The 26,626-nt window shown below is 72.2% G+C and carries 20 protein-coding genes; 10 read left to right on the top strand and 10 right to left on the bottom strand.

Annotated features, from left to right (window positions below):
• Nucleotides 1-129: 129 nt before the first annotated feature.
• The gene (locus ACZ3KJ_RS09335) at nucleotides 130-822 is read right to left on the bottom strand and encodes a pyridoxamine 5'-phosphate oxidase family protein (protein ID WP_467525939.1); all 693 of its coding nucleotides are present in this window, start codon (nucleotides 820-822) and stop codon (nucleotides 130-132) included.
• A gap of 37 nt (nucleotides 823-859) precedes the next feature.
• Complete coding sequence (locus tag ACZ3KJ_RS09330; RefSeq protein ID WP_467525937.1) at nucleotides 860-2,032, bottom strand: globin domain-containing protein; 1,173 nt, start codon at nucleotides 2,030-2,032, stop codon at nucleotides 860-862.
• Nucleotides 2,033-2,679: 647 nt separating this feature from the next.
• Between ACZ3KJ_RS09330 and msrA the strand changes: the two genes are divergently transcribed.
• Nucleotides 2,680-3,192 carry a peptide-methionine (S)-S-oxide reductase MsrA gene (msrA, locus tag ACZ3KJ_RS09325; protein ID WP_467525935.1) on the top strand — a complete coding sequence of 171 codons (513 nt, stop codon included), beginning with the start codon at nucleotides 2,680-2,682 and terminating at the stop codon, nucleotides 3,190-3,192.
• Nucleotides 3,193-3,328: 136 nt separating this feature from the next.
• Here msrA and ACZ3KJ_RS09320 read toward each other — a convergent pair whose 3' ends face one another.
• On the bottom strand, nucleotides 3,329-4,447 hold the full coding sequence (locus ACZ3KJ_RS09320) for a hypothetical protein (RefSeq protein ID WP_467525934.1): 1,119 nt from the start codon (nucleotides 4,445-4,447) through the stop codon (nucleotides 3,329-3,331).
• Nucleotides 4,448-4,546: 99 nt separating this feature from the next.
• Here ACZ3KJ_RS09320 and ACZ3KJ_RS09315 point away from each other — a divergent pair, with 99 nt between their 5' ends.
• Nucleotides 4,547-5,713, top strand: a complete 1,167-nt coding sequence (locus tag ACZ3KJ_RS09315) for a cystathionine gamma-synthase (protein WP_467525932.1) — start codon at nucleotides 4,547-4,549, stop codon at nucleotides 5,711-5,713.
• A 225-nt stretch (nucleotides 5,714-5,938) separates the two neighbouring features.
• Here ACZ3KJ_RS09315 and ACZ3KJ_RS09310 read toward each other — a convergent pair whose 3' ends face one another.
• On the bottom strand, nucleotides 5,939-6,445 hold the full coding sequence (locus tag ACZ3KJ_RS09310) for a MarR family winged helix-turn-helix transcriptional regulator (RefSeq protein WP_467526344.1): 507 nt from the start codon (nucleotides 6,443-6,445) through the stop codon (nucleotides 5,939-5,941).
• Nucleotides 6,446-6,607: 162 nt separating this feature from the next.
• On the opposite strand from ACZ3KJ_RS09310, the gene ilvA reads away from it, so the two are divergent.
• From ilvA to ACZ3KJ_RS09295, 3 genes are all read left to right on the top strand, one after another.
• Nucleotides 6,608-7,837, top strand: coding sequence for a threonine ammonia-lyase (gene ilvA, locus ACZ3KJ_RS09305; RefSeq protein WP_467525930.1), 1,230 nt, complete (start codon nucleotides 6,608-6,610; stop codon nucleotides 7,835-7,837).
• A gap of 284 nt (nucleotides 7,838-8,121) precedes the next feature.
• On the top strand, nucleotides 8,122-9,108 hold the full coding sequence (locus tag ACZ3KJ_RS09300; protein WP_467525929.1) for an ATP-binding cassette domain-containing protein: 987 nt from the start codon (nucleotides 8,122-8,124) through the stop codon (nucleotides 9,106-9,108).
• Nucleotides 9,105-9,962 (top strand): ABC transporter permease, encoded by an 858-nt coding sequence (locus tag ACZ3KJ_RS09295; protein ID WP_467525927.1) that lies wholly within the window; start codon nucleotides 9,105-9,107, stop codon nucleotides 9,960-9,962. The genes ACZ3KJ_RS09300 and ACZ3KJ_RS09295 overlap by 4 nt, the downstream gene beginning before the upstream one ends.
• A 117-nt stretch (nucleotides 9,963-10,079) precedes the next feature.
• Here ACZ3KJ_RS09295 and greA read toward each other — a convergent pair whose 3' ends face one another.
• Together greA and ACZ3KJ_RS09285 are read right to left on the bottom strand one after the other, a co-directional pair.
• A complete protein-coding gene (gene greA / locus ACZ3KJ_RS09290) occupies nucleotides 10,080-10,580 on the bottom strand; it encodes a transcription elongation factor GreA (RefSeq protein WP_401696418.1) in 501 nt (166 codons plus the stop codon).
• Nucleotides 10,581-10,759: 179 nt separating this feature from the next.
• Nucleotides 10,760-11,158, bottom strand: coding sequence for a DUF4307 domain-containing protein (locus ACZ3KJ_RS09285; RefSeq protein WP_401696420.1), 399 nt, complete (start codon nucleotides 11,156-11,158; stop codon nucleotides 10,760-10,762).
• A gap of 178 nt (nucleotides 11,159-11,336) precedes the next feature.
• Here ACZ3KJ_RS09285 and mca point away from each other — a divergent pair, with 178 nt between their 5' ends.
• Entirely contained in the window at nucleotides 11,337-12,197 is an 861-nt protein-coding gene (gene mca / locus ACZ3KJ_RS09280) for a mycothiol conjugate amidase Mca (RefSeq protein ID WP_467526343.1), read from the top strand.
• A complete protein-coding gene (locus ACZ3KJ_RS09275) occupies nucleotides 12,190-12,450 on the top strand; it encodes a hypothetical protein (RefSeq protein ID WP_467525926.1) in 261 nt (86 codons plus the stop codon). The genes mca and ACZ3KJ_RS09275 overlap by 8 nt, the downstream gene beginning before the upstream one ends.
• A gap of 474 nt (nucleotides 12,451-12,924) precedes the next feature.
• Here the strand turns inward: ACZ3KJ_RS09275 and ACZ3KJ_RS09270 are convergent, their stop codons facing one another.
• Nucleotides 12,925-16,161, bottom strand: coding sequence for a tetratricopeptide repeat protein (locus tag ACZ3KJ_RS09270; protein ID WP_467525925.1), 3,237 nt, complete (start codon nucleotides 16,159-16,161; stop codon nucleotides 12,925-12,927).
• A gap of 243 nt (nucleotides 16,162-16,404) precedes the next feature.
• On the bottom strand, nucleotides 16,405-16,971 hold the full coding sequence (locus ACZ3KJ_RS09265) for a Uma2 family endonuclease (RefSeq protein ID WP_467525923.1): 567 nt from the start codon (nucleotides 16,969-16,971) through the stop codon (nucleotides 16,405-16,407).
• A gap of 230 nt (nucleotides 16,972-17,201) precedes the next feature.
• Between ACZ3KJ_RS09265 and ACZ3KJ_RS09260 the strand changes: the two genes are divergently transcribed.
• Nucleotides 17,202-19,232 carry a thioredoxin domain-containing protein gene (locus ACZ3KJ_RS09260; protein WP_467525922.1) on the top strand — a complete coding sequence of 677 codons (2,031 nt, stop codon included), beginning with the start codon at nucleotides 17,202-17,204 and terminating at the stop codon, nucleotides 19,230-19,232.
• 167 nt (nucleotides 19,233-19,399) lie between these two features.
• Here the strand turns inward: ACZ3KJ_RS09260 and ACZ3KJ_RS09255 are convergent, their stop codons facing one another.
• Together ACZ3KJ_RS09255 and ACZ3KJ_RS09250 are read right to left on the bottom strand one after the other, a co-directional pair.
• A complete protein-coding gene (locus tag ACZ3KJ_RS09255) occupies nucleotides 19,400-20,590 on the bottom strand; it encodes a glycosyltransferase (RefSeq protein ID WP_467525920.1) in 1,191 nt (396 codons plus the stop codon).
• On the bottom strand, nucleotides 20,587-21,813 hold the full coding sequence (locus ACZ3KJ_RS09250) for a glycosyltransferase (RefSeq protein ID WP_389514396.1): 1,227 nt from the start codon (nucleotides 21,811-21,813) through the stop codon (nucleotides 20,587-20,589). Before ACZ3KJ_RS09250 ends, ACZ3KJ_RS09255 begins: the two co-directional genes overlap by 4 nt.
• A 601-nt stretch (nucleotides 21,814-22,414) precedes the next feature.
• Here ACZ3KJ_RS09250 and ACZ3KJ_RS09245 point away from each other — a divergent pair.
• Complete coding sequence (locus ACZ3KJ_RS09245; protein WP_467525919.1) at nucleotides 22,415-23,896, top strand: ArnT family glycosyltransferase; 1,482 nt, start codon at nucleotides 22,415-22,417, stop codon at nucleotides 23,894-23,896.
• Between the two features lie 232 nt (nucleotides 23,897-24,128).
• Nucleotides 24,129-26,624, top strand: coding sequence for a galactose oxidase-like domain-containing protein (locus ACZ3KJ_RS09240; RefSeq protein ID WP_467525918.1), 2,496 nt, complete (start codon nucleotides 24,129-24,131; stop codon nucleotides 26,622-26,624).
• Nucleotides 26,625-26,626 lie beyond the last annotated feature (2 nt).

The following is a 26,626-nucleotide window of genomic DNA, read 5'->3' as shown; positions in this document are numbered from 1 at the left end:
CCACCGCGCTCCGTCCTGTGATCAGGTCATCACAGACTGTGCTCAATGGATGGTTCGAGTAGGCCGAAGGCGTGAACCGGGTCGGTCCGCGAAGCGGCTGGAGACACCGCTGTCGCGTCACCCGGGCCGTCACCCGGGTCGTTGCACGGTGCTCGGTGCGGTGCTCTGCGCGCTGCTGTGTGTGCTGCTGTGTGCGCTGCTCTGTGGGCGCGGGATTCGGCCGGGGCCGGGCCGGGGCCCGGTGAAATAGTCCGCGTCCTTGGGCCGCGCGGCGTCATGGCCGGTGGGGCGGGGGGCCGGTTCCAGGTGGGGTATGTACTTGGAGCAGTGGATGTAGGCCTCTTCGACGCTCAGGTGGACCCACAACTCAGGGCTGCGCCCGGGCGCGACGTCGGTGGGCAGACCGGGATGGAGGGACCGCAGCCCCGCGTCGGTGTACAGCCGGGCCGTGCCGTTGACGTGCAGTCCGACGTGGTGGTGGGTGAAGTCCACGAAGAGCATGCCGAGGTGGGGGTTCTCCGTCATGTTCCCGGCGCTGGCGAGCACACCGTTCCCGCGGAACTCGGGATACGCGAGCGAGTGGTCGTCGATCACGTGGACGAATCCCGGCGGTCCGGCGCGGAAGCTGGCGTCGCACTCCCCGCGGGAGTCGGCGGTGGCCAGGAAGACCATGGCCTGGCGGCCGATGAAGTCCCGCATCTCGGGCGTGAGACAGGGGCGAACCTGTCGGTCGTAGAACCGGGCGGCGCGGTCGGCGGTGCCCAGTTGCTGTTGCAGCCGGTGTTCACCTGCTGATCCGAAGGGCGGCTGGGGGAAGGTCACGGGTGCGTTCTCCTGGCGGGACGGGCAAGCGCTTGGCTCAGGGAAGGGACAGGACGGGTGTCTCGAACGGGTCGTGGTGGATGCGGTCGGGCGAGGTGCCGCCCAGCGTGAGCGCCCTCGTGGCGGCGACGACCATCTGGGCCGGGCCGCTGAGGTAGACGTCGTGCTGGTACCACGGCCCGTACTCGGCCAGGACGTCCGGCAGCGACCCCCTGATTCCGGGGATGTGCTCCTGGGACACCGCACCTCTGATGGACAGCCAGTGGTGCCGCTGGGCCATCCGCAGCATGTCGTCGACCCCGTACAGCTCGGCGCTGGTGCGGGCGCCGAGGAACAGGTCGACCTGGTGGCGGCCGCCGCGCCGGGCGACCTCTTCGACGAGCGCGCGGATGGGGGCGAGACCGGTGCCGCCGGCCACGAGGAGCAGGTCGCTGTGGGCGGCGGCGTCGAGCACCATGTCGCCGAGCGGGGGGCCCAGCCGGATCACGTCACCCACCGAGGCCCGGTGCACCAGCGCGCCGCTGACGGAGCCGCCGGGCACCGCGCGCACGTGGAAGGTGAGAGTGCCGTCCGCACGGGGCGCGTTGGCGGGCGAGTAGGAGCGCCACAGCTTCGGCCACCAAGGGGTCTCGACGCCCACGTACTGTCCGGCGGCGTACTCGTACGGCATGTGGGGGCGTACGGTGATCTCGACGATGCCGTGTCCCCGCGGGAGGCGGTGGACGACCGTGGCGGGCCACACGGCGGGCCGGACCGCCTCGTCCTGCTCGGCGGCACTGATCATGACGCCGGCGACCGTGCCGTACGCCTTGGTCCAGGCGGCGGCGATCTCCGCGGTCCACGCGGGGCCGGCGTAGTGGGCCAAGGAGGCGAGGAGGCACTCGCCCACGGCCGGGTAGTGCGCGCCGAGCGTGCCGAACTTGCGGTGATCGCGTCCGAGGTGTCCGCAGAAGCGCACCAGGTTCTCGGGGTCGTCGACCAAGTCCACGATGCGCAGCAGCGCGCGCAGCAGGCGGCCGCGCTGGGCGTCCATCGCCTGCGGGAACAGGGAACGGACTTCGGGATAGCGGGCGAAGAGGATGGCGTAGAAGTAGACCGTCATCTCCGCGGCGAACGGCTCGACCACCGAGACGGAGGCACGGATGAGGGCCTGCTCGTGGGCCGACAGAGGGGGCTCGACGGCCTCGGGTTCCAGGGCCTCGGGTTGCACGGCCTCGGGCTCCACGGCGTGTGCCGTGGGAGCGGGTGCCGAGTGCTCCGGAGGCGGGGGCGCGGACGCGCTGCTCGAACGGCTGAACCGGAATCTCAACGGGCCGGCGCTCCCCCGTCCGTCGGCCGGGATCTTCTCCCGCCGGCGGACCGCGGGGCGGCATTGCGCAGGGCGGCATTGCGCAGGGGGGCATTGCTCAGGGGGGTGTGTCTTCGCGGCGCGGCGGTCGGGGCGGCTGCACAGGCGGGCATGAGTCCTCATCAGGAGCGGCGGCAGAGAAACGGATCAAACGGCTCCGGACGCTACATGACCGCACGGGTGACTCAGAAGTAGCCATGCTCCCGTCACATGGTCCTGGTGAAGTGCCGTGACCGGACAGGGAGGAGGGGGGCGATCCGGGCGGCCTGCTCAGATCGAGCTGAGTACGTGCGCTCGTGGCCGACTTCACCGTCGGCTGACCGGGAGACCGGGTGATCGGTGGCCGGTGGTCGGGGGGCGGCGATCGGTGGTCGGCGATCGCGGGGCGGGCGGACGGGCGTGGAATCGCCGGGACCCCTCCGGTGTTGAGGACGGTGTGCAGGGGATGCCGGCGGTGTGTGAGCCGAGCAGCCCGAACGACCGAGCTGACAGACATTGGAGGGGCCGTGATGGCGGCGCAGACGCAGAGGGCCGTGCTGGCCGGCGGATGCTTCTGGGGGATGGAGGAGCTGATCCGCCGACTCCCGGGCGTGACGGCGACCCGGGTCGGATACACGGGCGGTGACGTGCCGAACGCGACGTACCGCAACCACGGCACGCACGCGGAGGCCATCGAGATCCTTTTCGACCCCGCGCAGACCGACTTCCGCGCGATCCTGGAGTTCTTCTTCCAGATCCACGACCCGAGCACCAAGAACCGCCAGGGCAACGACATCGGCCTCAGCTACCGCTCGGCGATCTACTACGTGGACGACGAGCAGAAGCGGATCGCCGAGGACACGATCGCGGACGTGGACGCCTCCGGACTGTGGCCCGGCAAGGTCGTCACCGAGGTGGAGCCCGTCGGCCCCTTCTGGGAGGCCGAGCCCGAGCACCAGGATTACTTGCAGCGGTACCCGAACGGCTACACCTGCCACTTCCCGCGCCCGGGATGGCGGCTGCCCGCCCGCACGGAGGGCTGACCGCGGAGGCCGTGGGACCGCGCGGCCGTGAGACCGCCCGGGCCGACCATGAGATGAGGGCGGCCCGGCGGGAGGCGGCCCGCGGCGCGATGCGCGCCGTGGCCGGGCCGGACGTACCCCTGGTGCGGGAGGGATGTCAGTGCGGGAGGGACGCCGGGCTGCCGCCGTTCGCCTCGTAGCCGGCCACCGCCAGCGCCCGGTACACCGCGAACTCCGCCGCCGGGTCCGGGGACAGCGTCCAGGGCAGCGCGCCGACGTGGCCGTCGACGTGCACCAGCTGGTTCATGGCCTCCGCCCAGCGCTCGGCGCGCACCAGGAAGAAGACGAGGAGATGGCGCACGTGCGCCAGCATGGGGTCGTCGGGACGGGCGGCGTGGACGGCGAACAGCGCGCCGTGGACGGCCTTCGTCACCACCTCGCTCTGGTAGAAGCCCCTGACCAGGTTGACCTCGGGGAGGTGCTCGAACACCGCGAACAGGGGCATCGCCGCGAGCAGCGACCCCTGGGGCGCGCGGGCCGCCGCGGCCTCCGCGAAGGACATCGCCGTCTCGCGTGAGCCGTGCCACTTCTCGCACCAGTAGTGCAGGGCCGCCAGATGAGCCCCCATGTGCGCCGGTGCCCGGTCCAGGATCCTGAGCCAGAGCTGCTCGAACTCCGCCTGCGAGTAGCCCAGACCGCGGGCCACCGACAGTTCGACGATGTACGGGACCGGGTCACCGGGGGCGAGCAGCGCCGCCTGGCCGCAGGCGTCCCTCGCCTCCTCCATGATGATCCGGAAGTCGTCCGTGCCGGGCGTCGAGGTCCGCCACGCCTGCTGCACCAGGAACTCGGCGTGCACCGCCGCGCCGCCCGCGTCCTTGGGCGCCTCCGTGCGCCACACCCGCAGCCACTGCCCGCCCGGCAGGTCGCCGACCCCGCCGGGCCGCTGCTGGAGCTCCAGCGAGGCCGAGCCCGCGAAGGCCTGCACCCGCTGCCAGCGCAGCTCGCCCTCGGCCTCCGTCCCCGCCAGCAGCTGCTGCGCCGCCCGGTAGTCCTGGGTCCGCTGCACCACGTCGAGGACGTCCAGCAGGTCCTGGTCGGGGCCGGGCATGCGGACGTCCAGCTCCTCCGTCCGCGCGAAGCCGTAGTCCGCCGGGTCCGCGGCGTCCGGGTGACCGGCCGGAACCTGCTCGATCATGCCGCGCCTGCGCCGCAGGAACGGCAGCAGCACGAAGCCGAACATGACCAGCGCCATCAGGACCCAGAGAATCTCCATGCCTCAAGGGTTCCAGACCCCGCCGACAATTGGCCAACCCTCTGCGTCGGTGCCCGGCGGTCCCGCGCCCCGGCCTCCCGCGCATTACGCTCGGTGCCCATGAGCGACAGGCACATCAGTCAGCACTTCGAGACCCTCGCGATCCACGCGGGCAACACCGCCGATCCCCTGACCGGCGCCGTGGTCCCGCCGATCTACCAGGTGTCGACCTACAAGCAGGACGGCGTCGGCGGCCTGCGGGGCGGCTACGAGTACAGCCGCAGCGCCAACCCGACCAGGACCGCCCTGGAGGAGAACCTGGCGGCCCTGGAGGGCGGCGTCCGGGGCCTCGCGTTCGCGTCCGGACTGGCGGCCGAGGACTGCCTGCTGCGCACGCTGCTCACCCCCGGGGACCACGTGGTCATCCCGAACGACGCGTACGGCGGCACGTTCCGGCTGTTCGCGAAGGTCGTCTCCCGCTGGGGCGTGGAGTGGTCGGTGGCCGACACCGCCGACCCGGCCGCCGTACGGGCCGCGATCACCCCGCGGACCAAGGTCGTCTGGGTGGAGACCCCGTCCAACCCGCTGCTCGGGATCACCGACATCGCCGCCGTCGCGCAGGTCGCCCGGGACGCGGGCGCCCGGCTCGTCGTCGACAACACCTTCGCCACCCCCTACCTCCAGCAGCCGCTGGCGCTCGGCGCCGACGTGGTCGTGCACTCGCTGACCAAGTACATGGGCGGGCACTCCGACGTCGTCGGCGGCGCGCTGATCGTCGGCGACCGGGAGCTCGGGGAGGAACTGGCGTACCACCAGAACGCGATGGGCGCGGTCGCCGGGCCCTTCGACTCCTGGCTGGTGCTGCGCGGCACCAAGACGCTGTCGGTGCGCATGGACCGGCACAGCGAGAACGCCGCGAAGATCGCCGACATGCTGACCCGGCACGCGCGCGTGACGCGGGTGCTGTACCCGGGCCTGCCGGACCACCCCGGTCACGAGGTCGCCGCCAAGCAGATGCGGGCGTTCGGCGGCATGGTGTCGTTCCAGGTCGAGGGCGGCGAGGAGGCGGCCGTCGAGGTGTGCAACCGCGCCGAGGTGTTCACCCTCGGGGAGTCCCTGGGCGGCGTCGAGTCCCTGATCGAGCACCCCGGCCGGATGACGCACGCCTCGGCGGCGGGCTCGGCCCTGGAGGTCCCGGCCGACCTGGTGCGCCTCTCCGTCGGCATCGAGAACGTCGACGACCTCCTGGAGGACCTCCAGCAGGCCCTCGGCCGTCCCGTCGCCTAGTCCGCTTCCCCGGTCCGTCGCGGGTTGCCGTCCGCTGCCTCCGCCCAGCGCACCGACCACGAGTACGTGGTCGTCGGCGCCTGCGGTGAGCAGGGCGGCGGAGAGCAGCAGCCGGGCGCCCGCGCCGGCGACGGACGCCTCGTACTCACCGGCCCGGAGGGCGCCCGGGCCGCGTGCCGTGCTCACACCCCCGCGCGGACCGGAACGCCCCCGCGCGCGTGGGGGTCAGGAAGCCTGCGTGGGCTCCGCGCCGGCGACGCCCTGGGAGGTCATCCGGGCGGAGAGCGCGCCGTTGAAGCGGGCGAGGAGGGTGCAGAACGCCTCGCGCTCCTCGGGCGCCCAGTCCTGCGTCAGCTCGGCCATCAGCTGACGCCGGGAGGAGCGCACCTCCTCCAGGCGCGACATCCCGCGCGGGGACAGCTGGAGCACCACGGCCCGCCCGTCCTCGGGGTGGGAGGTGCGCTTGACCAGGCCGGTGTCGACGAGCGGAGCCACCTGCCGGGTGACGGTGGAGGAGTCGATGCCCATGCTCGAAGCGAGCGCCTTGACGCCCATCGGACCTTCCTTGTCGAGGCGGTTGAGCAGCAGGTACGCGGCGCGGTCCATGGAGTTGCGCACCTGCCCGACACCGCCGAGCCGGGTCTGTTCGGCACGGCGTGCGAAGAGCGCCACCTCGTGTTGCAGCGTCTCGAGAAGACCGGTGTCACCGACGGTCGTCATGTCCATCGACATTTCAGGTGTTGTGGGCATGGCCGGGGGCTCACTTCATGAAGGGGTGCTGGGTTGGGGGACAGGGTACGCGGCCGGACGGCGGGCCGTACCGGCGCTGCCGAAACCGGTCTCGGTGGTTGGGCACCGCGGTCGTTCCCGCCCGTGAACTGCGATGCTGGTGCCATGAGCTACGGCACGGCTGACTCCTTGCCGCCCGTCACCCTCGATGACGTGCGCGGCGCCCAGAAGATGCTCTCGGGCGTCGCGCGGATGACCGCGATGGAGGGCAGCAGGCACCTCTCCCAGCTCGTCGGGGCGCCGGTGCACTTCAAATGCGAGAACCTCCAGCGGACGGGTTCGTTCAAGCTGCGCGGCGCGTACGTCCGGATCGCCGGGCTGCTGCCGGAGGAGCGGGCGGCCGGCGTGGTCGCGGCGAGCGCGGGCAACCACGCGCAGGGCGTGGCGCTGGCGTCCTCGCTGCTGGGGGTGGGCTCCACGGTGTTCATGCCGAAGGGCGCGCCGCTCCCGAAGATCAGCGCCACCCGCGAGTACGGCGCGGAGGTGCGCCTGCACGGCCAGGTGGTCGACGAGACGCTGGCCGCGGCGCAGGAGTACGCGGCCGGGACCGGCGCGGTGTTCATCCACCCCTTCGACCACCCGGACGTCATCGCGGGGCAGGGCACGGTGGGCCTGGAGATCCTGGAGCAGTGCCCGGAGGTGCGCACGATCGTCGTCGGCATCGGCGGCGGCGGTCTGGCGGCGGGCATCGCGGTCGCGGTGAAGGCGCTGCGGCCGGACGTGCGGATCGTCGGCGTGCAGGCGGCGGGGGCGGCCGCGTACCCGCCCTCGCTGGCGGCGGGACGCCCGGTCGTGGTGGAGAACCCCGCGACGATGGCCGACGGCATCAGGGTCGGCCGGCCCGGTGACGTCCCGTTCGGCATCATCGGCGACCTGGTGGACGAGGTGCGCACGGTCACGGAGGACGAGCTGTCCGCCGCGCTGCTGCTGTGTCTGGAGCGGGCCAAGCTGGTCGTGGAGCCGGCCGGGGCGAGCCCGGTCGCGGCGCTGCTGAGCGAGCCCGGCGGCTTCGAGGGCCCGGTCGTGGCGGTGCTCTCGGGCGGCAACGTCGACCCGGTGCTGATGCAGCGGGTCCTGCGGCACGGCATGGCCGCCCAGGGCCGCTACCTCGCCGTACGGCTGCGGCTGACGGACCGGCCGGGCGCCCTGGCCACGCTGCTGGGGGTGCTGTCGGCGGTCGACGCCAACGTCCTCGACGTGAGCCACGTGCGGACCGACCCGCGGCTCGGCCTCACGGAGGCGGAGGTCGAGCTGCACCTGGAGACCAAGGGGCCGGCGCACTGCGCCGAGGTGGAGCAGTCCCTGCGCGAGGCCGGTTACCCGGTCATCGGCTAGGCGGGGGTGGCTGAGGCAGGCGGTTGAGGCGGGTGGCTGAGGCAGACGGTTGAGGCGGGTGGCTGAGGCGGGCCGCGTCCCGCCCTCGGCCGGGGTCGGCGGCGCCGACGGCCGTCGACCGCGGTTGCCCGGTCGTCACTCCCTCACCCGTTCGGAGACGTTCGGGGAAATCCGTTGAGAGACGCGATATATCGCGATACGGTGGGTCGCATGCCACCCATCGGGCGGAACGAACACCACGAACCTAGTCTTTCCGAAGCATCCCCAAGGACGTGGAGGCTCTTATGGCAGGTGCCATCTACGCCGAAGGCCTGGTCAAGACCTTCGGCGACGTACGGGCTCTGGACGGCGTCGACCTCGACGTCCCGGAGGGCACCGTCCTCGGCCTGCTCGGGCCGAACGGCGCGGGCAAGACCACGGCGGTCCGCTGTCTGACCACCCTGCTGCGCCCCGACCGCGGCCGGGCGGTGGTCGCCGGCGTCGACGTGCTGAAGAACCCCGACCAGGTCCGGCGCTCCATCGGCCTGTCCGGCCAGTTCGCCGCCGTCGACGAGTACCTGACCGGCCGGGAGAACCTCCGGATGGTCGGGCAGCTCTACCAGATGAAGGCCGCGGCGGCGAAGGCCCGGGCGGCCGAACTGCTCGACCGGTTCGACCTCGCGGACGCCGCCGACCGCCCCGCGAAGACCTACTCGGGAGGCATGCGCCGCCGGCTCGACCTGGCCGCCGCCCTGGTCGTCTCGCCACCCGTGATGTTCATGGACGAGCCGACCACCGGGCTCGACCCGCGCAACCGGCAGCTCCTGTGGGACGTGATCAAGGGCCTGGTCTCCGGTGGCACGACCCTGCTGCTGACCACGCAGTACCTGGAGGAGGCCGATCACCTCGCGCACGACATCGCGGTCGTCGACCACGGCCGGGTCATCGCCCGCGGCACCTCCGACCAGCTCAAGGCCCGAACCGGCGGCGAGCGCGTCGAGGTGGTGGTGCACGAACGCGAGCACATCGCGACCGCCGCCGAGGTCCTGGCGGGCTTCGGCAAGGGGCGCACCACGGTCGAGGAGCACACCCGCAAGCTCACCGTGCCCGTCACGGGCGGCGCCAAGCTCCTCGCCGAGGTCATCCGCGAACTGGACACCCGCGGCATCGAGATCGACGACATCGGTCTGCGCCGCCCCACGCTGGACGACGTCTTCCTGTCCCTGACGGGCCATGCGGCCGAGACCGGGAGACACGAACACGACGAGAGCGGCAAGGAGGCCGTCACATGAGCGCCGTCACCGACGCCGTCCGCGGCACGGCCCCCGCCCGCCCGTTCGGGCAGGCGGTCCGCGACTCCCTGGTCGTCGCGAAACGCAACCTGATCAGGATGTCCCGGATCCCTGAAATGGTGATCTTCGGACTGATCCAGCCCATCATGTTCGTGGTGCTGTTCACGTACGTCTTCGGCGGCTCGATGCGGGTCGGCGGCAGCACCAGCGCCGCCGACTACACCAACTTCCTCATGGCGGGGATCTTCGCCCAGACGGTCACGTTCGCCACCGCCGGAGCCGGCGCGGGCATCGCGGACGACATGCACAAGGGCCTCATCGACCGCTTCCGCTCCCTGCCCATGGCCCGCGGCGCGGTGCTCACCGGCCGCACCCTCGCCGACCTCGTCCAGACCGCCCTGACCCTGCTCGTCCTCGCCGTCGTCGCCCTCCTGGTCGGCTGGCGCGTCGGCTCCGACGGCGACACCGACGCCGGCCGGGTCCTGGCCGCGTTCGGTCTGCTGCTCCTCCTCGGCTACGCGTTCACCTGGATCGGCGCACTGATCGGCCTGTCCGTGCGCACCCCCGAGGCGGCCACCTCGGGCGGGCTGATCTGGCTCTTCCCGGTCACCTTCATCTCGAACGCCTTCGTGGACACCGGCAACATGACGCCGTGGCTGCGCCACATCGCCGAGTGGAACCCCTTCAGCGCCACCGTCCAGGCCTGCCGCGTCCTCTTCGCCAACCCCGGACAGTCGGCGTCCGACGCCTGGCCCATGCAGCACCCGGTCTGGGCCTCACTCATCTACTCGGTGCTGATCGTGCTGATATTCCGCACGCTCGCGGTCCGCAAGTACCGCTCGGCCACGGCGTGACGCCGCCCGCACGGCCCGCGGGCACCCGCACGGCGCGACGAGTCCCCGCACGGCATGACGAGACCCCCGGTGCCGCGGGGGCGCCGGGGGTCTCGTGGGGGACCGGGAGGCGGTCCGTCAGCCGTTGTAGGGCTCGGCCTTGAGGATGCGCACGGAGGCCTTCCTGCCGTTCGGCAGTTCGTACTCCGCGTCTTCGCCGACCTTGTGACCGATCACGCCGGCGCCCAGCGGCGACTGCGGCGAGTAGGTCTCGATGTCGGAGCTCGCGTACTCGCGCGAGGCCAGCAGGAAGGTCAGGGTGTCGTCCTCGTCACCGTCGAAGGCGATCGTCACAACCATGCCGGGCGCCACCGCGCCGTCGGCCGACGCGGGCGCCTCGCCGACCTTCGCGTTCTCCAGGAGCTGGGTCAGCTGGCGCACACGGAGCTCCTGCTTGCCCTGCTCCTCCTTGGCCGCGTGGTACCCGCCGTTCTCCCGCAGGTCGCCCTCCTCACGCGCAGCCGCGATCTTGGCAGCGATCTCGGTGCGCGCAGGACCAGTAAGGTACGCAAGCTCATCCTTGAGCTTGTTGTACGCCTCCTGGGTCAGCCAGGTGACGTTCTCGCTGGTCTGGGTCACAGGGTGCTCCTCGTCGGTACTGGGAATACAAAGCATCGCCCTACCCGGAAGCATGTTCCTCCAGGGATGGGCGAAACCACGAGCCTAACAATTCAGCGGCCCAAGGGGGAGGACATAAGCCATCAGAATTACGTCAACGCAGGTCAGCGCGTACGTATTCCGGGGGGTGGGCGGCGGTGTCAGTCGGCGTGGCAGCCGAGCAGCTCCGCCGACGTGGCCTTGGCCGTCGTACGGAGCGTGACCACCTTGTCGATCCGCGTGTCGGGGCCGGAGAAGCGGAAGTCCGCGCGGCCCACCTCGGCGCCGCTCTCCGCCTGTGAGCGGACCGTGCAGTAGCCGCTCGACCCCGCGTCCTTGCGGACCTCCAGGTGCACCTTGACCGCGTCGTCCGCGATGGAGAAGGCGATCAGCTCGCCGCTGATCTCGTTCTTGGCGACATAGTGGTAGCCGAAGAGGCCGATCACGCCGAGGAGGACCGCGCCCAGGGCGGCGCCGACGAGCTTGAGCGTGCGGTCGGTGCGCTCGTCCGAGGAGCGGCCGTAGCGGCCCTCGGGCGTGCGCGTGCTCGCCGTACTCATGATCGTCCTCCCGAGGGACTCGACAGGGGTGGGACGCATGTCCCGAAAGGGCTTCCGAAGCCCGGCTCCGGAATTATTGGCCCTTCGATTCGGTCACTATAGAAGCCGCCGATCGCACCCCTGCTCACGGGGGCGCCGACCTACCGAGGATTGAGTCTTGACTGACCAGCTGCGACTGATGGCCGTCCACGCGCACCCCGACGACGAGTCGAGCAAGGGCGCGGCCACCATGGCGAAGTACGTGTCCGAGGGGGTGGACGTGCTGGTCGTGACCTGCACGGGCGGGGAACGCGGCTCCATCCTCAACCCCAAGCTTCAGGGCGACACGTACATCGAGGAGCACATCCACGAGGTGCGCAAGAAGGAGATGGACGAGGCCCGCGAGATCCTCGGGGTCGAGCAGGAGTGGCTCGGCTTCGTCGACTCCGGCCTGCCCGAGGGCGACCCGCTGCCGCCGCTGCCCGAGGGCTGCTTCGCCCTGGAGGACGTCGACCGGGCGGCGGGCGAGCTGGTGAAGCAGATCCGCTCCTTCCGTCCCCAGGTGATCACCACCTACGACGAGAACGGCGGATACCCGCACCCCGACCACATCATGACCCACAAGATCTCGATGGTCGCCTTCGACGGCGCGGACGACACCGTCAAGTACCCGGAGGCCGAGTTCGGGCCGGCGTACCGGCCGCTGAAGCTGTACTACAACCAGGGCTTCAACCGTCCGCGCACCGAGGCGCTGCACCAGGCGATGCTGGACCGGGGCCTGGAGTCCCCCTACGGGGAGTGGCTCAAGCGCTGGGACGAGTCCGGGCACAAGGACCGGACGCTGACCACGCACGTGCCGTGCGCCGACTTCTACGAGATCCGCGACAAGGCGCTGATCGCCCACGCCACCCAGATCGACCCCGACGGCGGGTGGTTCCGGGTGCCGCTGGACGTCCAGAAGGAGGTCTGGCCCACCGAGGAGTACGAGCTCGCGAAGTCGCGGGTCGACGTCTCCCTCCCCGAGGACGACCTCTTCGCGGGCATCCGCGACAATGCCTGATATGAGCGCAAGCGTGAGCCTGGCAGTGACGCAGTTCGCCACCCTCGCGAAGGAGGTGGACGAGGACAAGGTCACCCCTGGTGTCCTCGGCTTCATCGTCTTCGCGGTGATGGCACTGGCCGTGTGGGGGCTGATGAAGTCCATGAACCGGCACATGGGCAAGGTCGACTTCGAGGAGACCCCGGAGGACGCCTCCGGCCAGGACACGGCCGGCAAGGTGACCCCGGGGAAGGCCTCCCCGGCGCAGGGCTGATCCGGGCCGCCGGAGCTGGCACGCCCCGGGCGGCCCGCCCCGGCCGTCCCTGCCGCCCGGGGACGGACGGACGCGCGGCGCGATCACCTGGCGGATCGAGCGCGTCCGCCACCGAGGGCGCGCGGAGGCGCGGCTTGGTCGCGGGGTCCGGCCCGATCGCGGTGCGCGGCCGGGCCGCGGTGCCGTGTCCGACCGCGGTGCCTGGCGTGGCTGTGGTGCCTGGCGTGGCTCTGATGCCGCGCGTGGCGGTGGTGCCTTACGTGGTCTGGCCGCGATGCCTGGTCCGGCCGCGGTCCTGATCCCGCCGCCGTGCCTGGCGTGGTCTGGCCGCGGTGCGCGGTCTGGTGCGAGCGGTGCGGCCGGTGCGTCTGGTGTCGTTCGGCGCGGGCCGCTGCGTCCGGTGTGTCCGGTGCCGGTCGGCGCGGGCCGCGTGGGCCGCGTGGGCCGCGTGGGCCGCCACGGTACGGGTGCCCCTCAGCCCTCGCCGTCCCGCACCGCCACCCCCATGACCTCCCGCGCGTGTCTGCCCGGCACCATTCCCAGACGCCACGCCTGCCAGCCGGATTCCGGGCGGACCCCGCGGTCCAGCAGGGGGCCGTAGGCGTCCGCCACCTCGGTGAGCCGGGGGTCCCGGAGCGGATGGGCCGCCGCGGAGAGGCGGGCCAGCTCCTCCCGGGCCGCCGCCGTGCCGGACGCGACGCCGCCGGGGGACGTGTACGGGAGCAGCGTGCAGCGCAGGAAGCGGGCCCAGTCCTCGCCGCGGCGGTCGCCGTAGGAGGCGAAGAGCGCCGCCGCCTCGTCACACAGCGCCAGGGCCTGACCGGTGCGGGCGTTGCCCGCGTCGACGATCGCGAGCTCCAGGCAGGACCAGGCCTCGCCGTGGGCGACACCGATGCGCTGGAAGTCGGCGCGGGCGTCCATCAGGAGCTGGCGGGCGAAGCCCGAGTTCCGCAGCGAGCCGGTCTGGGCCGCCCGCTGGTCGCGGGTGACACGGGCCGAGTGGTGACGGGCACAGGCCAGGCCGTAGACGTCGCGCAGGCGGGAGAGCAGGGACCGGGAGCGTTCCAGTTCGCGGACCGCCTGGTCCAGGTCGCCCGCCTCCTCCAGCGCCAGCCCCAGGTAGTAGACCGTCCAGGCCTCCCCCCGCGCGTCCTCGTTGTCGCGGTGCCGGGCCGCGGCGGCGCGCAGGCCGTCCACCGCCCGGGACGGGTCGCCGGCGATCAGCCGGGCGCGGGCCAGCTGGGTCAGCGCCCAGGCGGCACCGCGGCCGTCGCGGGTACGGCCGTACAGGCCGAGGGCGCGGCGCAGCTCGGTCTCCGCGCCGGCGACGTCGCCGCGGCGCAGGTTCAGCTGGCCGAGCTGGTAGTGGGCCCACGCCTCGCCGTGCACCGAGCCGCCCTCGCGGTGCAGCACCAGGGAACGGGTGAGCAGGTCGAGGGCCTCCGCCGGCCGGGCCCGGTCCCGTTCCACCGCGGCCAGCGCGTGCAGGGTCCACGCCCGGTCCGTCGCCAGTTCCGGAGCCGCCTGGAGGTCCAGGGCCTCCCGCAGCCGTGCCGCCGCCTCCGTGAGGTTGCCCTGGTGGTGCAGGGTGATGCCCAGCGAGCACAGGGCGCGGGCCGCGCCCGCGTCGTGGTGGGCCTGGAGGTAGAGGTCCACCACGGAGCCGAGCGTCGTGCGGGCCTTGTCGAGCTCGCCCAGCTGGCGGGCCGCGATGCCGGTGCGCCACCGCACGGAGCGCACCAGCGGGTCCTGGCCGGCCGACTGCGCCAGCTCGCTGATCTCGCCGAGGCGGTAGAGGTCGCCGCGCAGCAGGCAGTGGTCGCACAGCGCGCCCAGCAGGCTCAGCACGGCCGCCTGGTCGACGCCCTCCGCGTGCCGCAGCGTCGCCGTGATGGAGCCCGACTCGTCGTCCAGCCAGCGCAGCGCCTCCTCCAGGGAGGCGAAGCCGTGCGGGGTGAAGCGGTCCGAGCGGGTCGAGATGTTGCCGTCGACCAGGCGCAGCACGGCGTCCGCGAGCTCGGCGTAGCTGACGATCAGGCGTTCCTGGGCCTTGGCGCGGTCGGCCGGCTCCTCCTCGTCGGCCAGGCGGGCCTCGGCGAAGGCGCGGACCAGGTCGTGCAGGCGGTAGCGGTCGCCGCGCACCGGGACGACCATGCCCGCCCGCGCGAGCGCCGTGAGATGCCGGGCCGCCTCCGTGCGGTCGGTGCCCAGCAGGGCCGCCGCGGCAGCCGCGCCGAACGAGGCCCGGCCCGCCGCCGCCAGCCGCCGCAGCAGCCGCCGGGCCGTCCCCGGCTGGTCGGTGTAGCCCAGCCGCAGCGCGCGCTCGACCGGGTCCACCGGGCCGTACGCCTCCAGGTCCGCCACCAGCCGGCGCGGGGAGCGCGGGCCGAGCGAGGAGCCCGCGATCCGCAGCGCCAGCGGCAGCCCGCCGCACAGTTCGCGGATGCGGTCGGCGGACTCGGCGTCGTATGGATCCGAGGCGTCCTGGGCGGCCGCGCCGAGCAGTTCCTCCGCGCCGGCCGCGTCCAGGGGCGCGACGGGCAGCTCGTGCACCCGGGCGGACAGGCCGGGCGGCAGGACCAGCGGGGTCCGCGCGGTGACCAGGACGAGGCTGTCGGAGCGCTGCGGGACGAGCGCGCGGACCTGGTCCGGATCGGCGGCGTTCTCCAGGACCACCGTCACCGGCAGGCCCGTCAGACGCTGTTGGTACAGCTCGCCCAGCCGCTCCACCTGCTGCTCCGGCGAGGAGCGCTCCCGGAAGAGCAACTGCTCGCGCGGTGCGCCGAGCCGGTTCAGCAGGTGCAGCAGCGCGTCCCGGGTGGACAGCGGTGCCTCCGCCGCGCCGTCGCCGTGCAGATCCACCACGCACGCGCCCCGGAACCGGTCCCGCAGCTCGTGCGCGGCCCGTAGCGCGAGGCTGCCGCGGCCGCTGCCGGGCGGGCCGTGCAGGACGACCACGGTCGGCCGGGTCCCGGTGGCGGCCGGGTCCGCCCGCGCCCACTGCCGGATCTGCTCCAGTTCCGCCCGGCGTCCCGCGAACGGCGAGAACGGCTCGGGCAGTTGGGCGTAAGACTGCTCCAGCACCGTCCGTCCGCGCGCCGCCGCGCTCTTGTCCGCGCCGCGCAGCCGCGGCCCCGGCTTCCCGGAGGCGGGACCGCGGGAGCCCGGTCTCCTCGGGCCCGTCGTCGCGCCCAGCACCCGTTGCCGGTCCAGGAACGGACGGATGCCGCGCTCCTCCAGCGCCGTCAGCCACCGCTGCCGGAGCTGCTCCGGGTCACCGGCCCGGCCGGCCTCGCCCGCGGGGCGGCGGGCCGCCGGCAGCGGGGTTCCGGCGGCCCTCACGACGGTCGTCGCCGCGCCGACGACGCCGACGGCCACGCCGGCCCCCAGCGCCGTCCCCGCCCCCGTGCCCAGCGCCAGGTCGGTGACGGCGGTCGTCACGGCCGCGACGCCCGCCACCAGCAGGGGGACCCCGCCCCCGCCCGCCCGCGCGTACCGCTGTGCGAGGGCGAGCCGCCCGGAGCGGGTCTCCGCGTCGGCCCGTGCGTACGCCTCGTACTCCTCGGCGGCGGTCTGGAGAATCGTTTCGAGCGCGCCGTGCGCCCGTGTCGTCAGCACCTGCCGGTCGGTACGGCCGCCCGTGCGCCGCACCTCCTCCTCCACGGCCCGGGCCAACAGCCTCTCGGCTTCCGCCCGATGGCGGTCCCGCATGTCGTCCCCCTCCGGCGGCCACAGCGTGTCCAGGCCAAGTGTGCGGCGGAGGGCGCACGGGCGCGAGGGTGCGGACGCGGTCCGCTCGCCGGAGTGCGCCGGAGGGCCGGCGAATGTCCCGCGCGTGCCCCGTGGGGTCCTGCACGAGCCGGCCGCGCAGGAGCGGCAGTTCATCGAGAGCCTGGGCATCAAGTCGGCGGACTGCTGGAGAAGAGCCCTCGGTAGCGCCGGCTCAGTCGCTCCCTACATGACCCCGAGATCGACCGTGACGGAGAAGGGCGCGGTGGCCTTCACTGTGCCGGTGAACATCTCGCCGTCCCTGTAAGCCTTGGTGGCGGGGTCGAGGACGTAGGTGTAGATGATCGGGACCCCGGTGGCGGCCTGCTCGACTCGCCAGTAGAAGGGGATGCCGGCCTTGGCGTACTGGTCCACCTTCACGATCCGGTCGGTGGTCTCCGAGCCGGGCGACACGACCTCGACGACCAGCAGTACGTGCTCGGGGCGGGTGGGTGTGAGGTCGATGGTCTCTGCCCGGTAGACGATGACGTCGGGGCGGCGGTTGGTGAGCGGAACGTCCTGCAGGCGGACGTCGAAGCCCGTGTCCGCGTTCCAGTCAGGGCCCGCGGCTGCGTCCAGGGCATTGGCCAGGATCCGCGCCAGCCGGTTGTGCCGTTTGGAGGCGCTCGGGCTGACGACGACCATCCCGTCCACGATCTCGATGCCGGCGCACTGCTCCTCGGACCAGGAGTCGTACTGTTCCGCGCTGATCTGCGCATGCATCCACGAGGGCGCCACCATCTCGGCGGTCATGGTGTACCTCCTTCGAGGAGCCTCGGCAGGTCCGGCGCTGCTGCGCCCAGCCTACTGTTCCGAGGTGCCGGACCGCCCGACTCGGACGAACGCCGGGAAAGGTTCGACACCGGGCCCCGAGGGGAAGGGGCCGCCCGCCACGTGATGGCTCCCCAGTGCGATGCGGCCGAGCGAGGCGGGCGCGTGAGGGTTTCGCCGGTCGCGCCATGCGCTGTGAGAGGCTGGGTCGTATGAACCGGCTGGCTGGTATGACCTCGCCTTATCTGCTTCAGCACGCTGACAATCCGGTCGACTGGTGGCCGTGGGGGCCCGAAGCGTTCGAGGAGGCGAAACGGCGCGATGTCCCCGTTCTGCTGTCGGTCGGATACTCTGCGTGTCACTGGTGCCACGTGATGGCCCACGAGTCCTTCGAGGACCAGGAGACCGCCGACCACCTCAACGAGCACTTCGTGAGCGTCAAGGTGGACCGCGAGGAACGCCCCGACGTCGACGCCGTCTACATGGAGGCCGTCCAGGCCGCCACCGGGCAGGGCGGCTGGCCGATGACCGTGTTCCTGACGCCGGACGCCGAGCCGTTCTACTTCGGCACCTACTTCCCGCCCGCCCCCCGCCACGGGATGCCGTCCTTCCGCCAGGTGCTGGAGGGTGTCGGCCAGGCCTGGCGCGACCGCCGGGAGGAGGTCGCCGAGGTCGCCGGGAAGATCGTGCGGGACCTCGCGGGACGGGAGATCTCCTACGGGGAGGGCGTGGCACCGGGGGAGCAGGAGCAGGCGCAGGCACTGCTCGGGCTGACCCGCGAGTACGACCCGCAGCGCGGCGGGTTCGGCGGCGCGCCGAAGTTCCCGCCGTCCATGGTGATCGAGTTCCTGCTGCGCCACCACGCCCGCACGGGCGCCGAGGGCGCGTTGCAGATGGCGGCGGACACATGTGAACGGATGGCCCGCGGCGGCATCTACGACCAGCTCGGGGGCGGCTTCGCACGGTACTCCGTCGACCGGGACTGGACCGTGCCGCACTTCGAGAAGATGCTGTACGACAACGCGCTGCTGTGCCGGGTGTACACCCACCTGTGGCGGGCCACGGGCTCGGAGCAGGCGCGGCGGGTGGCGCTGGAGACCGCCGACTTCATGGTGCGCGAACTCCGCACCGAGCAGGGCGGTTTCGCGTCCGCGCTCGACGCCGACAGCGACGACGGGACGGGCCGGCACGTCGAGGGCGCCTACTACGTCTGGACGCCGGAGCAGCTCACCGAGGTCCTCGGCGCCGACGACGCCGCCCTGGCCGCCCAGTACTTCGGGGTGACCGAGGAGGGCACCTTCGAGCACGGCTCCTCCGTCCTGCAACTCCCGCAGAGCGAGGGCGTGTTCGAGGCCGAGAGGATCGATTCGGTCAGGCGGCGGCTGCTCGCGGCGCGGGCGGAACGCCCCGCCCCCGGCCGGGACGACAAGGTCGTCGCCGCCTGGAACGGGCTCGCCGTCGCCGCGCTCGCCGAGACCGGGGCCTGCTTCGACCGCCCCGATCTGATCGAGGCCGCCCTCGCCGCCGCGGACCTCCTCGTCCGCCTGCACCTCGACGACCGGGCGCACCTCTCCCGCACCAGCAAGGACGGGCGCGCCGGGGCGAACGCGGGGGTGCTGGAGGACTACGCCGACGTGGCGGAGGGCTTCCTCGCGCTGGCCTCCGTCACCGGGGAGGGCGTCTGGCTGGAGTTCGCCGGTCTCCTCCTCGACCACGTCCTCACCCGCTTCACCGACCCCGGCTCCGGTGCCCTGTACGACACCGCCGACGACGCCGAGCGGCTCATCCGCCGCCCCCAGGACCCGACCGACAACGCGACGCCCTCCGGGTGGTCGGCCGCCGCGTCGGCCCTGCTCGGCTACGCGGCCCACACCGGTTCCGAGGCGCACCGCTCCGCGGCCGAGCGGGCGCTGGGGGTCGTCAAGGCGCTCGGGCCGCGGGTGCCCCGGTTCATCGGATGGGGCCTCGCGGCGGCGGAGGCCCTGCTCGACGGGCCCCGTGAGGTGGCGGTCGTCGGACCGTCCGCCGAGGACGCGGGCACCCGCGCGCTGCACCGCACCGCCCTGCTGGGGACCGCGCCGGGGGCGGTGGTGGCCTGGGGCACGCCGGACAGCGGGGAGTTCCCGCTGCTCGCCGACCGCGCGCTGATCGACGGGAAGCCGACGGCGTACGTCTGCCGCGGTTTCGTCTGCGATCTGCCGGTGACGGACCCGGCCGCCCTGAAGGCGAAGCTGACGCCGTGAGGCGAGCCGACGCCCTGCGGTGAGCCGACGCCGTGGGGTGAGGCGACGCCGTGAGGTGAGGCGCCTGCCTGCTGTTCGGCGCCGGGTGCGAGGTGCGGGGGACGGACCCCGGGCCGTGGACGCCGAGGGGCCCGAGGGACGGATCCCCCGGGCCCCTCGGCGTCCGGTCAGCCCAGCGGGTCCGGTACCGGCTCCGCCACCTTCTCCGGCGTGACGCGGGCGAGCGCCGCCTCGCGCCGGTGCAGGCGGCCGTAGAGCCACCGGTCCACGACCAGGAAGCGGGCCGTGAACACGACCGCCATGGCGAGGGCCGTGGCGGGCAGGGCGGTCATGCCCCCGGCGCCGATCAGGAGCGCGGCCAGCGGGATGCGGGCGATCAGGTCGGCGTTGCCGACGGCCGCGAAGGAGAGCAGGCGCACGTCGCGCCGGCGGTGGCGGCGCTGGTTGCGGTAGACGAAGGAATCGATGAGGGCGAAGTTCCACAGGAGCCCCGCCTGGTTGGCGATGATCTCCGCCGGGGCGTAGTGCAGACCGGGGGCCCAGGTGGTCAGGCACCACAGGAGCGCCAGGTTGGGGACGAAGCCCGACAGGCCGATCAGCCCGAAGACCACCGCCCGGGCGCGGGGGTCGGCGGTGCGCAGGGTGATCAGGTGCCGCAGGAAGCGCATGCCCTCGCGGGCCGTCGACTTGGACTCGCCCGCGTGCCGCTCCCCGAAGGCGTACGGCACCTCGGCGATGCCGCGCGGACGGCAGCGTACCGCCAGTTCGAGGAGGATCTTGTAGCCGAGGGGCTGGAGGCCCTCGTCCTGGCTCGACGCCCGGTCGATCGCGGTGCGGCGGATGGCGAAGAAGCCGCTCATCGGGTCGGTGAGGCCGTTCAGGGCGCGCGGGAAGAGCGCCTTGGTGACCAGCGTGGAGGTGCTGGAGACGAGTTTGCGGTAGCCGCCGTCCAGGCCGCTGCGGTCGCCGCCGGCCGCGTACCGGCTGGCCACGACCAGTTCGGCGCCGGTGGCCTCGCCGCGGGCGATCAGCTCGGGTATGAGTTCCGGCGGGTGCTGGAGGTCGGCGTCGATGACGACGATCCAGGGCGCCGACGCGCGGGCGATGCCCTCGACCACCGCGCCGCCCAGACCGCCCTCGGGGGTGTCCCGGTGGTGCAGGACCACCGGGACGGCGCTGTACGCGGCCTCCTCCTCGATGACCTGGCAGGTGCGGTCGGTGGAGTCGTCGGCGAAGACGACCTCCGCGCGGGTTCCGGCGGGGATCGCGGCGCGGACGCGGGACAGCAGCTCGCGGATGTTGTCGGCTTCGTTGAAGGTGGGGACGACGATGGACACGTCGGCGGGCAGCGCCGTCACCGTGCCTCCTGGGGCTGCGGGGTCTGGACGGGGAGGTGGGCGCCGACGTGCGAGGTCAGCTCCCAGTCGCGGCGGCCGGTGTACTCGCGCCACACGGCGCGCAGCGCGGCGGCCGCGAGGATCACGGCGTACACGGGACCGCCGAGGACGAGCTTGGCGTAGTGCCCGAAGCCGATGCGGAAGCCGTACTCGCGGCCGAAGTCGTGCAGGGCGACCGCCTCGAAGACGATCATCGCGGCCATCGGCAGCATGGGCAGCCAGGCGAACATCGAGAACGGCAGCGGGACGCCGCCGATGACGGCGAAGAGGACGCCGAGCGGGATCATCACGCCGGTCGCGGCCTGCACGAACGGGGTGCTGAGGGTGTAGCGGGCGAGCATCCGCTGCCCGAATCCGGGCAGCCGGCGCCACTCGCCCTTGCGCAGGACCTGGAGGAACCCCTGGTTCCAGCGGGTGCGCTGCTTGTAGAGCGCCTTGATCGAGTCGGGCGTCTCCTCGCGGGTGACCAGCGCGGAGTGGTAGGCGACGACGACCCTGGCGCCGCCGCTGGACAGCCTGACGCCCAGGTCGCAGTCCTCGGCGAGGCAGTTGCCGTCCCAGCCGCCGGTCTCCCGCAGCAGGGCGGACCGGACGAAGACGGTGTTGCCGCCGAGCGGGATGAACCCCTTGCGGGCGTGCAGGTGGAGCCGGCTGCGGAACCAGAAGAAGTACTCCAGGCAGTTGCGCAGGCTGTACCAGCTGCTCTCGTAGTTGATCAGCTGGACGCCGCCCTGGACGACGTCGGCGTCCTCCCGCCGGAAGGCGAAGTCGACGTGGCTGAGCAGCTCGGGGTGGACGACGTCCTCGGCGTCGAAGACCCCGATGACCTCGCCGCGGGCGTGCGGCAGCGCCGTGTTGAGCGCGCGGGGCTTGTTCTTCTTGTCGTGGGTGTCGACCACCGTGCGCACCGTGCCGGGGTGCTCGGCGGCCAGTTCGTGGGCGATGGCGGCGGTGCCGGGATCGTCGTGGCCGACGATCAGCAGGATCTCGAAGTCCGGGTGGTCGATGCGCAGCATCTGCTCGACCGTGTGCCGCAGCACGGCCTCCTCGTGCCGGGCCGGCACCAGGAGCGAGAAGGACAGGTCCGCCCTGCCGTCGGGTGTGGCGAAGGCCGTCGACTCCAGTGTCTCCGGGGTGCGCCAGGCGTGCAGCATCCACCACAGGGTCACGCCGGCGGCGGCCATGAGGACGATCGAATCGATGAAAAGAATGGCGGAGACCACGAATTCCCCCCTCGGTCTTTCTTGGTCATCCTTGGTGAACGGTCGTTCAACTCGTACGTGCGCGGAAGGCTCCCGTCCGTCTGCGGCCCCCCGGCCGACGGGACTTCCAGAGGTGCTCGTGATCAGTGTGACGGCCCTCGGCGAGGACCCGGTTCCCAGCCGGTTCCCAGCCCGTTCTCCTCCGGTTGTCCGGAGTTTTCGCGCATGATCGATTCGGGCTCACGAGCAAAGATAGGGCCGAAGTTAGCAGGTTCGGCTTTTACGCCGCAATGTGGCCTCGCTGTGATGATCCCCGCCTCAAACGGAATCACAGGTTCTGCTCATACTGGGTCCCGAGCTGTGTCATGATGCTCCGGCATGCCTGATTCCGGGGGGTTTCAAGGGGGAGGCCCCCGGCTGTCATCAGGCCCAGAAATGGGTGGGGGGATTCCGCATGGGGACCGCCATACCGCACACGCGAGCGCGTGATGCGTCCGAGGCGCAGGTTTCCGAAAGTTCTTCTTCCGTTTCCCGTCCGGGTTCCGGTGAATCCGGTGACGGGCACACCTCCATACGCGGGAGTGTGTTACGGAAAGATGTTTTCTGGGTTGCGCCTGTTTTCGTCGTAGGCCTCCTGGCGAGGATCCTCGGAATAGGCAATTACCCATTCCCGAATGACGACGAGGGCACGTATCTCGCGCAGGCGTGGGCCGTACAGCACGGTGAACTCGCGCATTACACCTACTGGTACGACCACCCGCCGCTGGGCTGGATCCAGCTCGCCGGCGTCTCCTGGCTGCCGAACTGGCTCCTGCCCGACGTGCCCACCTTCGTGCAGGGGCGGATCGCCATGCTGCCGGTGGCCGCGGCGGCGATGGTCCTGGTCTACGTGATCGGCCGGCGCCTCGGACTGGCGCGGCCCACGGCCGCCGCGGCCCTGCTGCTGTACGCGCTGTCGCCGCTCGCCGTGGTGCTGCACCGGCAGATCTACCTGGACAACATCGCCGTCCTGTGGGTGCTGGTGTCCTTCGCCTTCGCCCTGTCCCCGCGCCGCCACCTGTGGCACCACGTCGCGGCCGGCACGGCGTTCGCGGTCGCGGTGCTCTCCAAGGAGACCATCGGGGTCCTGCTGCCCGTGCTGCTGGTCACCCTCTGGCAGGGCAGCCACCCCAGCACCCGCAAGTTCTCCTTCGCCGGCTTCGGCTCCGGGTTCGTCCTGACCGGCCTGTTCTACCCGCTGTACGCCCTGCTCAAGGGAGAGCTGTTCCCGGGCGCCGGACATGTGTCGCTGCTCGGCACGCTCAAGTTCCAGCTCGGCGGGCGCGAGGGCAGCGGATCGGCCTTCGAGGACGGCACCGACGCCCACCAGCTGTTCACGGACTGGCTGGACCGGGACCCGTACCTGCTGATCGGCGGGGGCGTGGCGGCCCTGTGCGCGTTCGCCGTCCGGCGGCTGCGGCCGGCCGCCCTCGCCGTCCTGGTGCTGGCCCTCGTGGCGCTGCGGCCCGGCGGATACCTGCCGCAGATGTACATCGTGCAGGTGCTGCCGTTCCTGGCGCTCACCCTGGCCGGGACCGCCCAGGCCGTGGTCGCCCGCCTGCCCGGGAAACCGCACCTGCGGCCCGCGGCCGCCGTCGCGGCCGTGGCCGCCGCCGCCCTGCTCGCCGGGCCGCACTGGTACGACCGTGACCGCGCCGCCACGCGGGCCGACGACAACGGCGTCTACCACGACGCCGCCCGCTGGCTGCGCGAGACCCCCGTCGGCGACCGCTCCGAGGTCCGCGTCGTCACCGACGGCGTGCTGTGGCTCGACGCGGTCGACGCCGGCTACCGCCCGGGCACCGGTGTCATCTGGCACTACAAGCTCGACCAGGACCCGGCGGTCACCAGGACGCTGCCGCACGGCTGGCGGGACATCGACTACGTGGTGTCCACCGCGGCCCTGCGCGGTGAGCGCGAACACCTGCCCACCCTGCGCGCCCTGTTCGCGCACGGCACGCCCGTCGCCACCTTCGGCGAGGGCGGCGGCCGGATCGACATCCTCCGCATCGAGAACGACGCCTGACGCACCACCTGTACCGCAGGCAGCCGCGACCGGTACCGCCTGCATCGCAGGGCGGCCGTGAGCGGCACCGCCTCATCGCAGGGCGGCCGTGAGCGGCACCGCCTCTACCGCAGGGAGCCGCGACCGGCACCGCCTGCATCGCAGACAGCCGTGAGCGGCACCGCCTCTACCGCAGGCAGCCGTGTCCGGCACCGCCTGCATCGCAGGAGCCGTGAACAAGGGGGGAAACACCATGTACGGAGCCCGAAGACCAGCCCGTGGCGGACGGTGGCGGACGCTGCCCCGCGGGAGAACGACACGTCTGCTGCTGACCGCCCTCATGCTCTTCGCCGCCGCCCTCGGGCTCGGCCCGCTGGGCGCCCAGCCCGCCACCGCCGCGACCAACCTGGTGAGGAACCCGGGCCTGGAGATCCTCGACGGGCCCTCCCAGTTCCCCCAGTGCTTCGAGAAGTCGGGCTGGGGGGACAACGACTTCACCTTCACCGTCACCGACGACGCCCACTCCGGCAGCCGCGCCGTCCGCATCGAACTGACCCGGCGCGCCGACGGCGACCGCAAGACGATGATGCTGGAGAACTCCTGCGCCCCGCAGGTCACGCCGGACCACCAGTACGACCTGTCGTTCTGGTACCGGTCGACGACGCCGGACGTCGCGTTCACCCTCTTCCGCCACGACACCGCCCAGGGCTGGGTCTACTGGACCGACCTCAAGACCCTGGAGCAGTCGGCCGGCTGGACCCGCACCGAGGTCCGCACCCCGGTGATCCCGCCGAACACCGACCGGATCACCTGGGGCGGCGCCCTCTACGGCGTCGGCACCCTCACCACCGACGACTACGCGATGACGGACGCCACCGTCCCCTCCGACCCCGACCCCTGCACCACGGGCGGCACGGGACCGGAGTGCAGGGGCGAGTGGACCGTCCAGACCACCGAGATGCCGGTCCGGGCCATCCACTCGGTGCTGCTGCACACCGGGAAGGTGCTGCTGATCGCCGGCTCCGGCAACGACCTCGACATGTTCGAGGCCGGCACCTTCAAGACGTCCGTCTACGACCCGGTGGCCGGCACCTACACCGACATCCCGACGCCGGAGGACTTCTTCTGCGCCGGACACGTCCAGCTCCCCGACGGACGCGTGCTGGTCATGGGCGGCAACAAGGACTACGCCGAGCCCGACGGCAGCGTCGGCTACAAGGGCCTGCGCTCCAGCTACGTCTTCGACCCGGACCTGAACCAGTACATCAAGGTCAACGACATGCTGGCGGGCCACTGGTACCCGTCGGCGACCGCGATGGGCAACGGTGACGTCATCTCCCTGGGCGGCCTCGCCGAGGACTCCTCCGGCACGGTCGTCAACGAGCACTTCTCCTACGCCCAGAACAAGTGGCTGCCGCTCGGCGAGGCCAAGCAGGCCTGGACGTTCTGGGGCCTGTACCCGTCGATGATCCTGCTCCAGGACGGCCGCCTCTTCTACACCGGCAGCCATGTCTTCGGCAACGGCCTGCCCGGCACCGGCGCCTCCGTCTACGACTACGACGCCGGCACCATCGCCGACGTACCGGGCCTGCGCAAGAAGGACGAGCGGGACCAGTCGATGTCGGTGCTGCTGCCGCCCGCCCAGGACCAGAAGGTCATCACCATCGGCGGCGGCAACCACACCGTCGCGCCCGACGCGCACCGGCTCACCGACGTCATCGACATGAAGGCCGACTCGCCGCAGTACGTGCCCGGCCCCGACCTGCCGCAGGGCCACTACCAGGACGGCACCGCGCAGACCGGCGACCAGGGCAAGGTGTACGTGTCGGCCGTCATCCTCCCGGACGGCAAGGTCCTGGAGACCGGCGGCGCCCTGCACACCTACCGCGAGGACCCCGTCTTCGAGGCGTCGATGTACGACCCGGCGACCAACGAGTTCCAGCCGGGCCTGGCCACCGACCCCGTCCCGCGGACCTACCACTCCTCGTCCCTGCTGCTGCCCGACGGACGCGTCCTGAGCGTCGGCGACAACCCGGGCGACGGCTCCTTCGACCAGCGGGTGTCGATCTACCAGCCGCCGTACCTGTTCAAGGGCGACCGGCCGCAGATCACCTCGGTGGCCGACACCGAGTGGGCGTACGGCAGCTCGCAGCGCATCACCGTCGACAAGCCGGTGGTGAAGGCGTCCCTGATCCGCCCGGCCGCGATCACCCACTCCTCCGACCCCAACCAGCGCTACGTCGACCTGCCGATGACGGTCGAGGGGAACACCATCGACCTCAGCCTGACCAGCAACCCCGACCTGGCGCCGCCCGGCTGGTACATGCTGTCGGTGGTGGACGCGGGCGGCGTCCCCTCCGTGTCGAAGTGGGTGCGCATCGGCGCCGACGGCCAGGTCGCCGCGGCCCGGGTGCAGGAGTTCGCGGAGGACCTGACGGAGGTCCCCGCGAGCGAGAAGACCACGGTGAGCCCGGAGAGCACCGCCAAGAGCGACGTCCAGCACCACCAGGGCCACGAAGGCCACGAGATGCCCGCCGGGTACGACGGCTGCGACCACTCCTACGGCACCATCAGCCAGTGCGTGCCGTGGACCTTCCCGAAGAAGGTGAACACCGTGGCCGAGCGGTGCGACTGGCTCAAGGAGAAGGGCTACGGCACCGGTCTCACCGTCGCCGGCCGCGACCGCCACGGCCTGGACCGCGACAAGGACGGCATCGCCTGCGGGAAGGGTGACGTGAAGAAGAAGTAGAC

The sequence above is a fragment of the Streptomyces sp. NPDC003248 genome (genome assembly GCF_055563235.1).
Note: the sequence above shows the minus strand (reverse complement) of the source record. Positions and strands in the feature narration are given on the sequence as shown.

Bases quoted from the DNA above. Each gene is read 5' to 3' on its own strand.
- ACZ3KJ_RS09315 (WP_467525932.1), top strand. From the start codon at position 4,547: ATGAGCGACAGGCACATCAGTCAGCACTTCGAGACCCTCGCGATCCAC.
- mca (WP_467526343.1), top strand. From the start codon at position 11,337: ATGGCCGTCCACGCGCACCCCGACGACGAGTCGAGCAAGGGCGCGGCC.
- ACZ3KJ_RS09270 (WP_467525925.1), bottom strand. From the start codon at position 16,161: ATGCGGGACCGCCATCGGGCGGAAGCCGAGAGGCTGTTGGCCCGGGCC.
- ACZ3KJ_RS09320 (WP_467525934.1), bottom strand. From the start codon at position 4,447: ATGGAGATTCTCTGGGTCCTGATGGCGCTGGTCATGTTCGGCTTCGTG.
- ilvA (WP_467525930.1), top strand. From the start codon at position 6,608: ATGAGCTACGGCACGGCTGACTCCTTGCCGCCCGTCACCCTCGATGAC.
- ACZ3KJ_RS09240 (WP_467525918.1), top strand. From the start codon at position 24,129: ATGTACGGAGCCCGAAGACCAGCCCGTGGCGGACGGTGGCGGACGCTG.
- ACZ3KJ_RS09265 (WP_467525923.1), bottom strand. From the start codon at position 16,971: ATGACCGCCGAGATGGTGGCGCCCTCGTGGATGCATGCGCAGATCAGC.
- ACZ3KJ_RS09310 (WP_467526344.1), bottom strand. From the start codon at position 6,445: ATGTCGATGGACATGACGACCGTCGGTGACACCGGTCTTCTCGAGACG.
- msrA (WP_467525935.1), top strand. From the start codon at position 2,680: ATGGCGGCGCAGACGCAGAGGGCCGTGCTGGCCGGCGGATGCTTCTGG.
- ACZ3KJ_RS09260 (WP_467525922.1), top strand. From the start codon at position 17,202: ATGAACCGGCTGGCTGGTATGACCTCGCCTTATCTGCTTCAGCACGCT.
- ACZ3KJ_RS09285 (WP_401696420.1), bottom strand. From the start codon at position 11,158: ATGAGTACGGCGAGCACGCGCACGCCCGAGGGCCGCTACGGCCGCTCC.
- ACZ3KJ_RS09250 (WP_389514396.1), bottom strand. From the start codon at position 21,813: ATGGCCGCCGCCGGCGTGACCCTGTGGTGGATGCTGCACGCCTGGCGC.
- ACZ3KJ_RS09275 (WP_467525926.1), top strand. From the start codon at position 12,190: ATGCCTGATATGAGCGCAAGCGTGAGCCTGGCAGTGACGCAGTTCGCC.
- ACZ3KJ_RS09300 (WP_467525929.1), top strand. From the start codon at position 8,122: ATGGCAGGTGCCATCTACGCCGAAGGCCTGGTCAAGACCTTCGGCGAC.
- ACZ3KJ_RS09295 (WP_467525927.1), top strand. From the start codon at position 9,105: ATGAGCGCCGTCACCGACGCCGTCCGCGGCACGGCCCCCGCCCGCCCG.